Annotated in this window: 12 protein-coding genes and 1 pseudogene; 8 read left to right on the top strand and 5 right to left on the bottom strand. The window is 66.9% G+C overall.

Annotated features, from left to right (window positions below; genetic code table 11):
• Positions 1-3 precede the first annotated feature (3 nt).
• The 3 genes from ACQR0W_RS25650 to ACQR0W_RS25640 are packed head-to-tail and all read right to left on the bottom strand — an operon-like array spanning position 4 to position 3,213.
• Positions 4-828: a CPBP family intramembrane glutamic endopeptidase gene (locus ACQR0W_RS25650; RefSeq protein WP_316171415.1), complete on the bottom strand. Its 825-nt coding sequence runs from the start codon at positions 826-828 to the stop codon at positions 4-6.
• Positions 825-2,468: an acyl-CoA dehydrogenase family protein gene (locus tag ACQR0W_RS25645; RefSeq protein WP_316171417.1), complete on the bottom strand. Its 1,644-nt coding sequence runs from the start codon at positions 2,466-2,468 to the stop codon at positions 825-827. The genes ACQR0W_RS25650 and ACQR0W_RS25645 overlap by 4 nt, the downstream gene beginning before the upstream one ends.
• Before the next feature lie 22 nt (positions 2,469-2,490).
• Positions 2,491-3,213: a M15 family metallopeptidase gene (locus tag ACQR0W_RS25640; RefSeq protein ID WP_316171464.1), complete on the bottom strand. Its 723-nt coding sequence runs from the start codon at positions 3,211-3,213 to the stop codon at positions 2,491-2,493.
• 154 nt (positions 3,214-3,367) lie between these two features.
• On the opposite strand from ACQR0W_RS25640, the gene ACQR0W_RS25635 reads away from it, so the two are divergent.
• From ACQR0W_RS25635 to dprA, 5 genes are all read left to right on the top strand, one after another.
• Positions 3,368-4,321 carry an aspartate carbamoyltransferase catalytic subunit gene (locus tag ACQR0W_RS25635; protein ID WP_315740287.1) on the top strand — a complete coding sequence of 318 codons (954 nt, stop codon included), beginning with the start codon at positions 3,368-3,370 and terminating at the stop codon, positions 4,319-4,321.
• Positions 4,322-4,344: 23 nt separating this feature from the next.
• Positions 4,345-5,646 (top strand): dihydroorotase, encoded by a 1,302-nt coding sequence (locus ACQR0W_RS25630; protein WP_315711353.1) that lies wholly within the window; start codon positions 4,345-4,347, stop codon positions 5,644-5,646.
• Between the two features lie 30 nt (positions 5,647-5,676).
• A complete protein-coding gene (gene plsY, locus ACQR0W_RS25625) occupies positions 5,677-6,273 on the top strand; it encodes a glycerol-3-phosphate 1-O-acyltransferase PlsY (protein ID WP_315711352.1) in 597 nt (198 codons plus the stop codon).
• Positions 6,274-6,420: 147 nt separating this feature from the next.
• Positions 6,421-7,815, top strand: coding sequence for a patatin-like phospholipase family protein (locus ACQR0W_RS25620; RefSeq protein ID WP_316171419.1), 1,395 nt, complete (start codon positions 6,421-6,423; stop codon positions 7,813-7,815).
• A 62-nt stretch (positions 7,816-7,877) separates the two neighbouring features.
• The gene (dprA, locus tag ACQR0W_RS25615) at positions 7,878-8,996 is read left to right on the top strand and encodes a DNA-processing protein DprA (protein WP_315827249.1); all 1,119 of its coding nucleotides are present in this window, start codon (positions 7,878-7,880) and stop codon (positions 8,994-8,996) included.
• A gap of 3 nt (positions 8,997-8,999) precedes the next feature.
• Here the strand turns inward: dprA and ACQR0W_RS25610 are convergent, their stop codons facing one another.
• A complete protein-coding gene (locus ACQR0W_RS25610) occupies positions 9,000-9,398 on the bottom strand; it encodes a winged helix-turn-helix transcriptional regulator (RefSeq protein WP_315711348.1) in 399 nt (132 codons plus the stop codon).
• Positions 9,399-9,495: 97 nt separating this feature from the next.
• Here ACQR0W_RS25610 and ACQR0W_RS25605 point away from each other — a divergent pair, with 97 nt between their 5' ends.
• Entirely contained in the window at positions 9,496-10,107 is a 612-nt protein-coding gene (locus tag ACQR0W_RS25605; RefSeq protein ID WP_316165131.1) for an FMN-dependent NADH-azoreductase, read from the top strand.
• Positions 10,108-10,233: 126 nt separating this feature from the next.
• A pseudogene (locus ACQR0W_RS25600) lies at positions 10,234-10,427 on the top strand (winged helix-turn-helix transcriptional regulator); the annotation flags it as partial.
• A 13-nt stretch (positions 10,428-10,440) separates the two neighbouring features.
• On the opposite strand, the gene ACQR0W_RS25595 reads toward ACQR0W_RS25600, so the two are convergent.
• Positions 10,441-10,650 carry a hypothetical protein gene (locus ACQR0W_RS25595; protein WP_315712655.1) on the bottom strand — a complete coding sequence of 70 codons (210 nt, stop codon included), beginning with the start codon at positions 10,648-10,650 and terminating at the stop codon, positions 10,441-10,443.
• Between the two features lie 225 nt (positions 10,651-10,875).
• On the opposite strand from ACQR0W_RS25595, the gene topA reads away from it, so the two are divergent.
• Complete coding sequence (topA, locus tag ACQR0W_RS25590; protein WP_315711346.1) at positions 10,876-13,647, top strand: type I DNA topoisomerase; 2,772 nt, start codon at positions 10,876-10,878, stop codon at positions 13,645-13,647.
• Position 13,648 lies beyond the last annotated feature (1 nt).

The raw sequence follows: 13,648 nt of genomic DNA, 5'->3' as shown, positions 1-13,648 counted from the left end.
CGTTCAGGAAGAACCGCTGGCCAGCCACATGGTCTGCACCGTGGCGGCGAGGTTGTTGAGGCCGTGCAGCACCATGGTCAGATAGGTGGAGTGGGTACGAGAGCGCAGATAGCCGAACCACACGCCGAGGGAAAACACGTTGATCAGGGCGAACCAGTCGTACTGCAGATGCAGCACGGTCCACAGCAAGGACGACAGCACGATGGCGCCGGGCACGCGCAGGAAGGAGTCCGACCAGCCGCGGTAGAGAAAGCCACGCGCCATCAGCTCTTCCGACACTGGTGCGGCGACGCAGAAGGCGATGACCAGCAGCCAGACCACGCCGTCGCCTCTGGCGGTCTTCATGATGTCCACCATGAAGCTCGCCGACTTCTCTTCGCGTCCCGTCAGCTGCGCCGCCAGCTCCCAGCATCCCAGGATCACGACCATCCCGACAACGCCAAAGACGAAATTCTTCCAGCCGGTCCAACGCAGGCCCAGATAGTCGACGAACGACATGCGGGTGTGGCGGACGGCAAAATAGATCGGGATCAAAATGGCCGGGACGCCCATGATCGCCGACAGCGAGACCGTGAGCGACCGGCTCGCGATCTGGATCATGGCCAACTGAAACGCGGCCATGCTGTCGATTGGACCCTCATGGCGCAGCAGGAAATAGACGATCGGAGTCAGCTGGCCGATGAAGAACACGACGATGATGAGGAGGCCCCACAGCAAGGTGCGCCAGAAGCCCAGCGTGCGAGGCTGATGCTGCGCCGGAGCGACCTGCTGCGGCGGGTTGCCCGGATCGAGCGAATCCATCACGGCGGCTTCGGGAGAGTCGGTCAAGGCAGCGCGCGCTCCAGCAAGCTACGGATGTCTGAGCGATCGAGATCGACCGCGCCATACATGCTCGGGTGAACATTGGCGAGCCGCGTGGCGGCGAAAAGCTCCGCATGAGCGGGCATAACGAGGTTGAGCGCGGCGGCGGCTGCGAGCAGCGCCAACTTCTCGACTGCGAGGCGCGCGACGCGCTCGGAATCCGGCCGGCGGAAGCTGGTCTCGATGAAGGCGAGCGACTCCGCCGCGCCGGGCAACCCGCTGGTCTCTGCTTTGAGATGCATCAGGACGTGCGCGGCCGCCTCCGCCTCGCGCGCCAGCGCCCGCAGCACGTCCAGGCACATGACGTTGCCCGAGCCTTCCCAGATCGCATTGACCGGCGACTCCCGGAAATGGCGGGCGAGGATGCCGTCCTCGACATAGCCGTTGCCGCCCAGGCATTCCATCGCCTCATACAGGAACGGCGGCGCGCTCTTGCAGACCCAGTATTTGATCGCCGGTGTCAGCAGCCGCACGTAGTTCGCCTCCCGCGGCGACAGAGGCGCGCGATCGAACGCCTGACACAGCCGCATCACCAGCGCCACCGTCGCCTCGACATGGAGAGCCATGTCGGCGAGCACCGCCTGCATCAGCGGCTGGTCGGCGAGATGCTTCTGGAACACGCTGCGATGGCGCGCATGATGCAGCGCGTGCGCGAGCCCCGAGCGCATCAGGCCGGCAGACGAGATCGCGCAATCCTGCCGCGTCAGTTGCACCATCTGGATGATGGTGCTGATGCCCCTGCCCTCGTCGCCGACCCGCTCGGCATAGGCGCCGACGAACTCCACCTCCGACGAGGCATTGGAGCGGTTGCCGAGCTTGTCCTTCAAGCGCTGGAACTGGATCGCGTTCACCGAGCCATCCGGCTTGAAGCGCGGCATGAAGAAGCAGGTCAGGCCGGCATCGGCCTGCGCCAGCACCAGGAAGGCGTCGCACATCGGCGCCGACATGAACCATTTATGCCCCGTGATGCGATAGCCATCGGTCGTACGCTCAGCGCGCGTCAGGTTGGCGCGCACGTCGGTCCCGCCCTGCTTCTCGGTCATGCCCATGCCGAGTGTCATGCCGCGTTTTTGCCACCACGGCGCAAACGCCGGATCGTAGTCATCGGTCGCGATGACCGGCATCGCTCTTGCCAGCAGATCAGGCTGGGCGGCCAGCGCCGCCACCGAGGCCCGCGTCATGGTGATCGGGCAGAGATGGCCGCTCTCGACCTGCGAGGCGATATAGAACTTCGCGGCGCGCACCACCTCCGAGCAGCCGCCGACGGGCTGGCCTTCTGCCGTCCATGTCGAATTGTGCAGGCCGGCTGCGGCCGAGCGCGTCATCATCGCATGGTAGGCCGGATGAAATTCGACGACGTCTCGCCGAAAGCCCTTGGCGTCGAAGCTGCGCAGCTTCGGCGTGTTCTCGTTGGCGAGCCGGCCCTGCTCGGCCATCGCAGCTGAGCCCCAGAGCGCACCGAATGCAGACAGCTCCTGCTCGGCTCCGGCACCATCATTGGCCTTCAAGGCATCCATCAACGGCCGGTCGGCCGTGAACAGATTGACGTCCTCGAATGGCGGCGACTGGTTGAAGACCTCATGGGTCGCGAAGGAAGACTGCCTCATGGCCGTGCCCTACAGAGATCGATCATCGGCGCGGCCGAATGGGAAAAACATAAGTCGTCGCGCCAGCGCCCGGCAGCGAAAAGTGCCACCACTCCTTGGCATAGTTCACAAAACCTTGCCGCGCCATCACCGCGACCAGTTCGTTGCGCCAGCGGCGCTGCTCCGGTGTCAGGTTCTGCGCGGCGGTATGAGCCTTCACGTCGGAACAATCGTAGCCGGTTCCCATGTCGACGCCGCCCTCGGGCGCGCGTAGCGCTGCGGGCGCGGTGCAGTCCGCGTAGTCCTTGGCCGGGTCGAACGCCGCGGAATTGTCGGCCGCGAGCTCGACCAGCGTGAGATCGAGCGCCGCACCGGTCGAATGGCTCGAACGCACGGCGATGTAGCCGAGACGGAACAGGTCCTGCTTGGCAATGCGCGGACTGTAGCGGCGGCCGGCCGTGGTCTCGACGCCGTCCTGCGACCAGGCCAGCATCTCTGCGACCGCACGCACCGGCCGGTAGCAGTCGAGCATCTTCAGCGACAGGCCGCGCGGCCGCAGCTCGGCCTGAGCCGCCTGCAGCCGCCGCGCCACGTCACGCGTCACGACGCATTCGGCCGCCTCGTAGCCCGGCAAGGGTCGGCCGACGAAATTGTTGCTGCCGGCATAACGGATGTCCTGGAGGATCGTCGGGTCGATGTCGCGGAGATAGACGAAATCGAACGGCAACGCGGCCGCGCCGGCCGGCACGATCGCCGCCAGCAAGATCAGGGCGTATCGGAGCGGACCTCTTCCGGCGATGGCCCGCCAGTCCCCGGTTTGGAGCCCCCCGAGAGGCTCGGAAGACGGAACGGGGGAAAACTCGGAACCCCGGCTTTCGGCCTTGCCCCCCATGGAAACCGCGCCTATAGCTCTGGCTTTAATGGCAACCTCTCCGAAATCGACTTTCGTCCTCGGGCACCGGCATTTGCTGGGAATCGAGGGCCTTTCCGCCCACGACATCACCGGCCTCCTCGATCTGTCCGAGGAGTATGTCGAACTGAATCGTCAGGTCGACAAGAAGCGCACCGTGCTGCGCGGCCGCACCCAGGTCAACCTGTTCTTCGAGGCCTCGACGCGGACCCAGTCGTCGTTCGAGATCGCTGGCAAGCGGCTCGGCGCCGACGTCATGAACATGTCGGTGTCGTCCTCGTCCATGCGCAAGGGCGAGACCCTGATGGACACCGCGGTCACCCTGAACGCGATGCATCCGGACATCCTGGTCGTCCGTCACCACGCCTCCGGCGCGGTGGAGCTGCTGGCGCGCAAGGTCGACGGCTCCGTGATCAATGCCGGTGACGGCGCGCACGAGCATCCGACCCAGGCGCTGCTCGATGCGCTGACCATCCGCCGCAACAAGGGTCGCATCGAGGGGCTGGTCATCGCGATCTGCGGCGACGTGCTGCACTCGCGCGTCGCGCGCTCCAACATCCTCTTGCTCAACACCATGGGCGCCCGCGTCCGCATCGTCGCGCCCTCCACTTTGCTGCCGCCGGGCATCGAGCGCATGGGCGTCGAGGTCGCGCGCGACATGCGCGAAGGGCTCAACGGCGCCGACATCGTCATGATGCTGCGGCTGCAGCGCGAGCGCATGAACGGCTCGTTCGTGCCGTCCTCGTCGGAATATTTCCAGTATTTCGGGCTCGACCAGAAGAAGCTCGCCTACGCCAAGCCCGACGCGCTGGTCATGCATCCGGGACCGATGAACCGCGGCGTCGAGATCGAATCCATCGTCGCCGACGGCGCGCAATCGCTGATCCGGGAGCAGGTCGAAATGGGCGTGGCCGTGCGCATGGCCGTGCTCGAGGCTCTGGCCCGCAACCTGCCCAACGCGTGATACAGAAGTCGGGACCAAACGCCATGCTGACCGACCGCCGCCCGATCCTGCTTGCCAATGCGCGCGTGATCGATCCCTCCCGCGACTTCGACGGCCCCGGCGACGTGCTGATCGCCGACGGCGTGATCCGCGACCTCAAGCGCGGCATCGGCGCCGCGGGCGTGCCCGAGGGCACCGATGTCGTCAACTGTGCAGGCAAGATCGTGGCCCCCGGCCTGATCGACATGTGCGCCTTCGTCGGCGAGCCGGGTCTGGGCCATCGCGAGACCTTCGCCAGCGCCAGCCAGGCCGCCGCCACCGGCGGCATCACCACCATCATCTGCCAGCCCGGCACCGAGCCGGTGATCGACAATTCGGCGACCGTCGACTTCGTGCTGCGCCGCGCCCGCGACACCGCGATCGTCAACATCCAGCCGATGGCGGCGCTGACCAAGGGCCTGCGCGGCGAGGAGATGACCGAGATCGGGCTGTTGCGCGCCGCCGGCGCCGTCGCCTTCTCCAACGGCCACACCAGCGTGATGAACGCGCAGGTGATGCGCCGCGCACTGACCTATGCGCGGGATTTCGACGCCCTGATCGTGCATCACACCGAGGATCCCAATCTCGTCGGCGAAGGCGTCATGAACGAAGGCGAGTTCGCCTCGCGGCTCGGCCTCTACGGCATCCCGCCCGCAGCGGAAGCCGTCGTGCTCGAACGCGACATGCGCCTGGTGGCGCTCAGCAAGGGCCGCTATCACGCGGCCGCGCTGAGCTCGATCGACTCGCTCGACATTCTCAGGCGCGCGCGCGAAGCCGGCCTCACCGTGAGCGCGTCGGTCTCGATCAACCACGTGACGCTGAACGAGAACGACATCGGCCCCTACCGCACCTTCCTCAAGCTGACGCCGCCGCTGCGCACCGAGGCCGACCGCCGCGCGTTAGTCGAAGCGCTGGCCTCGGGCCTCATCGACGTCATCATGTCGGACCACACGCCGCAGGACGTCGAGGTCAAGCGGCTGCCGTTCGCGGAGGCTGCGAGCGGCGCGGTCGGGCTCGAGACCATGCTGCCGGCGGCGTTGCGGCTCGTGCACAATGGCGAGCTGAGCTGGACGACCCTGATCCGCGCCATGTCGACGCGGCCCGCCGAGCTGCTCGGCCTGCCCGGCGGCAGCTTGCGGGCAGGCGCGCCGGCCGACATCATCGTGATCGATCCGGACGTGCCCTGGATCCTCGATCCGGCCGACCTCAAATCGCTGTGCAAGAACACGCCGTTCGACGAAGCCCGCTTCACCGGCCGCGTGGTCCGCACCATCGTCGGCGGCCGCACCGTGTTCGAACATGTCTGACGCAAGGCGAAGCTTGGAAGGAGTGGTGTGATGGGTTCCGAAGCCTTCCTGCCGGTCGCTCTCATCATCGGCTATCTCCTGGGGTCGATCCCGTTCGGCCTGATCCTGACCAAGCTGGCCGGCACGCAGGATCTGCGCAGCATCGGCTCCGGCAATATCGGCGCCACCAACGTGCTGCGCACCGGACGCAAGGGGCTCGCGGCAGCAACCCTGCTCGGCGACGCGCTGAAGGGTACGGCGGCGGTCATCATCTCGGGCTATCTCGGCGGCCCGAATGCCGCGATGATCGCGGGCCTCGGCGCCTTCCTCGGTCACTTGTTCCCGGTGTGGCTGAAGTTCCGCGGCGGCAAAGGTGTCGCCGTTTACATCGGTATTTTGATCGGTCTGTTCTGGCCGGGCGCGATCTTCTTCTGCCTGGTCTGGCTCGCCACCGCATTCGCGCTCCGCTACTCATCACTCGCGGCACTCGTCGCCAGCGTGCTGACACCCATCGTGTTGTGGGCATTCGGCCACACCGCGCTGGCGGCCCTGTTCGCCCTGCTCACACTGTTGCTCATTTACATGCATCGCGAAAACATCAAGCGATTGCAGTTGGGCACCGAGAGCAAGATCGGGGCGAAGAAGTAGTCGCTCCGGACAAATACGGAGCAAATACGGAAAACCTGTGTTGCGCCCTGATTTCACAGCGGCTGCGCAGCAACACCGGCGATTCATCAGCTCATAAGTTAACGCGGGACTCTGGCGTGAATCATGATTGCCTGTCATGATTCCTGCATGTGGTTACGCAAGACCAACTCCAGCGGTTCGTCGGCCACGCACGATGACCGTACTGATCAGGCTCCGGCGCAGCAGAAGGCGGCCCCGGCCCGGTCGAACGCCAGCCTGCTGCTATCGGCCGCTGAGATCTGGTCGACCGGCATCACGGCCGCTGCAGAACCGGCGCAGACGCCCGAGACGCCTGCCGGGCCGGTCATGTCGGACGTCGCGCTCCCCGCCGAAATATCCGAGCCCAGCCCTGCGCCGGAACGAGCCGATGGCGCGCCGGCCGTCGCCGAGATGATCATGGCGGCCACGAGCACGCCCGTGATCAGCGAGACAAAGACCGCAGAGGCGCCCGAGCGAACGCTCGCGGAGACGATCGCAACGGTTAAGCTGCCGCCGCCGCCCCGGACATGGCCGCCGCGCAAGCTGTCGCTGGCCCTGCAGGGCGGCGGAACGTTCTCGGCCTTCACCTGGGGCGTGCTCGATCGCCTGCTCGAGGAACCCGGTTGCGACTTCGACACCATCAGCGGCGCCAGCGCCGGTGCGGTCAACGCCGCGCTGCTCGCGAGCGGGCTCGCCAAGGGCGGCCGCGACGAGGCGCGCAACCGGCTCGCTTTGTTCTGGACCCGGCTGATGGAGGAGGCGTCGTTCCGATCGCTGCTGGTGATCGGCGCGTACTCGCCGGCGAGCAGCTCGGTGTCGTTCGGTGCGGGGCTGCGCGGCGGACGCGCCGACCCGCTCGATCTCGATCCGCTCCGCGACATCCTCCGCGAAACGATCGATTTCGACGCCGTGCAGGGCCCGGCCGCGCCCCGCCTGCTGGTTGCGGCGACCCGGGCTCGTGACGGCCTGCCGCAGATCTTCCGCAATGCCGGCATCACACCGGATGCACTGCTCGCCTCCACCTGTCCCGCGCAACTGCACGCCGCTGTCGACATCGAGGGCGAAGCGTATTGGGACGGCGGCTACGTCACCAATCCGCCGCTGATCCAGATCGCGCATGAGTCCAGCGCCGCCGACCTGCTGGTCGTTCAGGTCACGCCCGCGCGCGACGGCCATGTCCCGACGACCTCGGCCGCGATCGATCGCCGCCTCGACCAGATCGCCGGCAATGCGGTCCTGAACGCCGAACTCGCGGCGCTCGAATGGGCGCGCAGCGACGGCCTGCATCCGCCGCGCGTCCATCGGCTTGCGGCCGAGGACGAGATCGAAGCCCTGGCACAGCGCGATGCGACCGATCTCGGCAGCGACTTCGTCGAGCTGCTGTACCAGCGCGGACGCGACGCAGCCGAGCGCTGGCTGCGCGAAGCTCCGGTCGGCACCACGCCAGCCATCCAGGGCGATCAGCCGGTGCTATCGTCTCCGGTGTCCGAGTCCGAGGATGTGCGCGACGTCGCGCCGGCGTAGCGCGCCCTCTTCCCTGCGTCCTCGGGTTGCTCCATTCTAGTCCCCGGTAAAGGGGGCTTTGCGTGGATGCCATCAACACGACGATCGAGCTGAGCGACACCGAGCGGCGCGACCGGCTGCGCCTGATCCGGTCCGACAATGTCGGCCCGCGCACCTTCCGCTCGCTGCTCGACCATTTCGGCACCGCGCGCGTAGCGCTCGACCGGCTGCCCGATCTGGCACGCCGCGGCGGCGCGGCCGGAGCCGGCCGGATCTGCACGGTCGGCGAAGCCGAGGCCGAACTCGAAGCCTGCAAACGGCAAGGCGTCGAACTGCGGGCGCCAGACGAGGACGGCTATCCGCCCCGCCTCGCCACCTGCGAGGATGCGCCTCCGTTGCTCGCGGTGCGTGGCGCCCGCGAGACGTTGATGCGCCCGATGATCGCCATCGTCGGCTCGCGCAACGCCTCCGCCGCCGGGCTGAAATTTGCCGGCCAGATCGCCCATGAGCTCGGCCAGGCCGGCTTCGTCGTCATCTCCGGCCTCGCCCGCGGCATCGATCAGGCTGCGCATCGCGCGAGCCTCGGCAGCGGCACGGTCGCGGTGCTCGCCGGCGGCCATGACCGGATCTATCCTCCGGAGCACGTCGACCTGCTCGGCGCCATCATCAGTGGCAGCGGCGCCGCAATCTCCGAGATGCCGCTCGGACACGAGCCGCGCGCCCGCGACTTTCCCCGCCGCAACCGGCTGATATCAGGCGCCTCGCTCGGCGTCGTCGTCGTCGAGGCCGCGCATCGATCGGGCTCGCTGATCACGGCGCGCATGGCCGGCGAACAGGGCCGCGAGGTCTTCGCCGTCCCGGGCTCGCCGCTCGATCCCCGCTGCGCGGGCACCAACGATCTCATCAAGCAGGGCGCCGCGCTCGTCACCGAAGCCGCAGACATCATCCAGGCCGTCGGCCCGATCATGGAGCGGCCGCTGCCCTTTTCGCTGCGCGAGCCGGAGGAGGAGTTGTTCGCCCCCGATCCCGAAAGCCACGACCGCGCGCAGATCACAGCCCTGCTCGGCCCGACCCCGGTGTCGATCGACGACCTGATCCGGATCAGCGGCCTGTCACCCGCCGTGCTGCGCATGGTGCTGCTCGAGCTCGAGCTGGCCGGCCGCCTAGAGCGCCACGGCGGCGGGATGGTGTCGCTGACCTGACTCTCAGTCAGCATCCCTGCGCGCGTCGAAGCGCGAGCGCGCCTGCTCGATCAGCTCCTGGTGCTGCATGGCCCACTGTCCGAGCGCCTGCACCGGCTGCGACAGCCCGCGGCCGAGATCGGTCAGCTCATAATCCACCCGCGGCGGGATGGTCGGAAACACCGTCCGCGTCACCAGCCCGTCGCGCTCGAGGCCGCGCAGGGTCAAGGTCAGCATTCGCTGGGAGATGCCGCCGACGAGCCGCTTCAGCTCATTGAAGCGCTTCGGCCCGTCCTGAAGCATCATGATGACGAACACGCTCCATTTGTCGCCGACACGCGCCAGGATCGAGGCCACACCCCGGCAATCATTATGATTTGGCTGCGTCGGGAGGTCGGGATCATCGCTGTCAGCAGGGGTCATGGCTGTGCCCGGGTTTCAAGAATGTGCGTTCTTGTGGGGTTACAGCACAGTCACTCATAGTGCGCCAGTTACAAACCAATACCGAGGTAACTGACCCATGACTCAACTCCTCCACATCGACTCCAGCGTGCTCGGCCCCAACTCCGTCAGCCGTCAGGTGTCCGCCGCGATCGTCGCACGGTTGCGCCAGATCACGCCGGGGCTGGAGGTGACTTACCGAGATGTCGCAGCCGAGCCGCTGTCGCATCTGTCCGGAACGCATGTCGCCGTCGCATACGGTGCGCCCGTTGAGGATCCCGCAGTGAAAGCTGATGTCGCGGCCGGACAGGCCGTCCTGGAGGAGTTCCTGGCCGCCGATATCGTCGTGATCGGCGCCCCTATGTACAACTTCTCCATCCCGAGCCAGCTCAAGGCCTGGGTCGACCGCATCGCTGTCAAGGGCAAGACTTTCACCTATGGCCCGAACGGCCCGCAAGGCCTGGCCGGTGGCAAGCGTATTATCGTGGCGGTCTCGCGCGGCGGCCATTACGGCGCGGACACGCCGATGGCGGCATTCGAACACCTGGAGACCTATTTGCGCAGTGTCTTCAGCTTCATCGGCGTCACGGATCTCGAATTCGTTGCGGCCGACGGTGTCCAGATCGGCCCGGAGCATCGCGAGCAGGCGCTGGCGAAGGCGATTCAGACGGCCGGCGGTCTCGCCGCTTGAGTCCCTCGGTGGCTGCCGCCGGCAGCCACCGCTTTCAATCCCGGGGGCAGGTCTCAAACCGCCACCGACCCGGCCGGTTAGCCCCGAAAGATCGGCGCTCCGGCCGGCGAGCTCGTGGCACCGCCATCGCCGAAGGGCCGCGGCCTGTTTCCGATCCTGGTCGCACTGCGGCAGTGGAGCGAGGAATTCGACGAGCACCCCGACGAGATCGCCACCGCGCTCGTCGACCGCGCGAACCGCAGGCCGGTTCGCAAGCGCTGCTGACCGCGGAGGACGGCCGGATGCCGGCGCCGGAGGAAACCGCCCTCGCCCCGCGGTGAGCGCGGGCGGCCGTCAGCAGAGCCTGCGGCGGCTGCGCAGCCTCAGATGCTCCTCGGCCTCAAGGTTCGCCATGCGCAGCAGGTAATCGAGCATGTCGAGACGATGGCGCTGCGCCAGATGCGACAGGCTGGCCGTCACCTCGGCGATCAGCGCCGCCGCGGCGTCGGGATCCTCCACCATCGCCTCGACGTCCGGGTCGCTTTTGTCCGCTGCCTTGGCCAACAACCGTCACCCAGCATAAGGAATTTGACGAAAAACAACCTCAAGAGAGCGCGGTTCTCATCGTGCTCCGTACAACCTGATAGGTACTTCGCCGGTCCAACGCAATCGCCTTTCAACATCCCTCGATTTGACAGGAACCCCCTCACCACCCATGTTCGGGTCAACGCAGCCGGCGCGAATCCCGCGAAGCCAGCTTCAATCCTTCCACTAAGCCATTGGAAATACATGAATATCGTCATCGTGGAGTCGCCTGCCAAGGCCAAGACGATCAACAAGTATCTGGGCTCCTCCTACGAGGTTCTGGCCTCTTTCGGTCATGTCCGCGACCTTCCGGCCAAGAACGGTTCCGTCGATCCGGACGAGAATTTCCGCATGATCTGGGAGGTCGATCCCAAGGCGGCGGGCCGACTCAACGACATCGCCAAATCGCTGAAGGGCGCTGACCGGCTGATTCTCGCCACCGACCCTGATCGCGAGGGCGAAGCGATTTCCTGGCATGTGCTGGAGGTGTTGAAGGAGAAGCGCGCGCTCAAGGATCAGAAGATCGAGCGCGTCGTCTTCAACGCCATTACCAAGCAGGCCGTCTCTGAGGCGATGAAGCACCCGCGCCAGATCGACGGTGCGCTGGTCGACGCCTACATGGCGCGCCGCGCACTTGATTACCTCGTGGGCTTCACTCTCTCTCCCGTGCTGTGGCGCAAGCTGCCGGGCGCCCGCTCGGCCGGACGCGTGCAGTCGGTCGCGCTGCGCCTCGTCTGCGATCGCGAGCTGGAGATCGAGAAGTTCGTGCCGCGCGAATACTGGTCGCTGATCGCAACCTTGGCGACGCCGCGCGGCGACACCTTCGAGGCGCGTCTCGTCGGCGCCGATGGCAAGAAGATCCAGCGGCTCGACATCGGCACCGGCGCGGAGGCCGAGGATTTCAAGACCGCGCTCAACGCGGCGAGCTACACGGTCGCGACCGTCGACGCCAAGCCGGCGCGCCGCAACCCGCAGGCGCCCTTCACGACGTCGACCCTGCAGCAGGAGGCGAGCCGCAAGCTCGGCTTCGCACCGGCGCACACGATGCGCATCGCGCAGCGTCTCTATGAAGGCATCGACATCGGCGGCGAGACCACCGGTCTCATTACCTATATGCGAACCGACGGCGTGCAGATCGACGGCTCGGCGATCACCCAGGCCCGCAAGGTGATCGGCGAGATCTACGGCAACAAATATGTGCCGGAGAGCCCGCGCCAGTACCAGGCCAAGGCCAAGAACGCCCAGGAAGCGCACGAAGCGATCCGCCCGACCGACCTGTCGCGCAAGCCGGCCGAGCTACGCAAGCGGCTCGATGACGACCAGGCCAAGCTCTACGAGCTGATCTGGACCCGCACCATCGCGAGCCAGATGGAATCCGCCGAGCTGGAGCGCACCACCGTCGACATCATCGCCAAGGCCGGCGCCCGCACCCTGGAGCTGCGCGCCACCGGCCAGGTCATCAAGTTCGACGGCTTCCTCGCGCTGTATCAGGAAGGCCGCGACGACGAGGAGGACGAGGACGGCCGCCGCCTGCCGCAGATGAGCCCGAACGAGCCGCTGAAGCGGCAGAATCTCGCCGTCACCCAGCATTTCACCGAGCCGCCGCCGCGCTTCTCGGAGGCCTCGCTGGTCAAGCGCATGGAGGAGCTCGGCATCGGCCGGCCCTCGACCTATGCCTCGATCCTGCAGGTGCTGAAGGACCGCGGCTATGTGAAGCTCGAAAAGAAGCGGCTGCACGGCGAGGACAAGGGCCGCGTCGTCATCGCCTTCCTGGAGAACTTCTTCCGCCGCTACGTCGAGTACGATTTCACGGCGGATCTCGAGGAGCAGCTCGACCGCATCTCCAACAACGAGATCGCCTGGCAGCAGGTGCTGAAGGATTTCTGGACCGGCTTCATCGGCGCCGTCGACGACATCAAGGATCTGCGCGTGGCGCAGGTGCTCGACGCGCTCGACGAGATGCTGGGGCCGCACATCTACCCGCCGCGCGACGATGGCGGCGATGTCCGGCAGTGCCCGACCTGCGGCACCGGACGGCTCAACCTCAAGGCCGGCAAGTTCGGCGCCTTCGTCGGCTGCTCGAACTATCCGGAATGCCGCTACACCCGCCCGCTCGCCGCCGACAGCGAGGCCGCGGCCGACCGCGTGCTCGGCCAGGATCCGGACACCGGCCTCGACGTCGTCGTCAAGGCCGGCCGCTTCGGCCCCTACATCCAGCTCGGCGAGCAGAAGGATTACGCCGAGGGCGAGAAGCCGAAGCGCGCCGGCATCCCGAAAGGGACGTCGCCCGCGAGCCTCGAGCTCGACTACGCGCTGAAGCTGCTGTCGCTGCCGCGTGAGGTGGGCATCCATCCGGAGACGGGTCTGCCGATCATCGCCAATCTCGGCCGCTTCGGGCCGTTCGTGAAGCACGACAAGACGTATGCGAGCCTGGAGGCCGGCGACGAGGTGTTCGACATCGGCCTCAACCGCGCCGTCACCCTGATCGCCGAGAAGATCGCCAAGGGCCCGAGCAAGCGGTTCGGCGCCGATCCCGGCAAGGCGCTCGGCGACCATCCCTCGCTCGGCCCTGTCGCCGTCAAGGCCGGCCGCTACGGCGCCTATGTCACCGCCGGCGGCGTCAACGCCACCATTCCCGGCGACAAGGAAAAGGATACGATCACGCTCGCCGAGGCGATCGTCCTGCTCGACGAGCGCGCCGCCAAGGGCGGCGGCAAGAAGGCCAAGGGCAAGGCTGCTGCGAAGCCGGCCAAGGCTGCCAGCAAAGCGGCTGCCAGCAAGGCCAAGCCGAAGACCGGCGGCGACGACGACACGCCGAAGCCGGCGAAAAAGGCCGTGGCGAAGAAGGCGGCCGCCAAACCGAAATCAGACTCCACCAGCAAGGCGCGTGCGCCGGTTGCCAAGGCCGCCAAGACCTCGGCCAAGCCTGCGACCAAGGCGACGCCCAAGAAAAGCGCCGGCAAGGCCCGCGGATGAG

Origin of the sequence: Bradyrhizobium sp. HKCCYLRH1034 (genome assembly GCF_051168375.1) — a bacterium.
Classification (GTDB): Bacteria; Pseudomonadota; Alphaproteobacteria; order Rhizobiales; family Xanthobacteraceae; genus Bradyrhizobium.
This window is presented reverse-complemented; position numbering and strand designations above follow the sequence as displayed.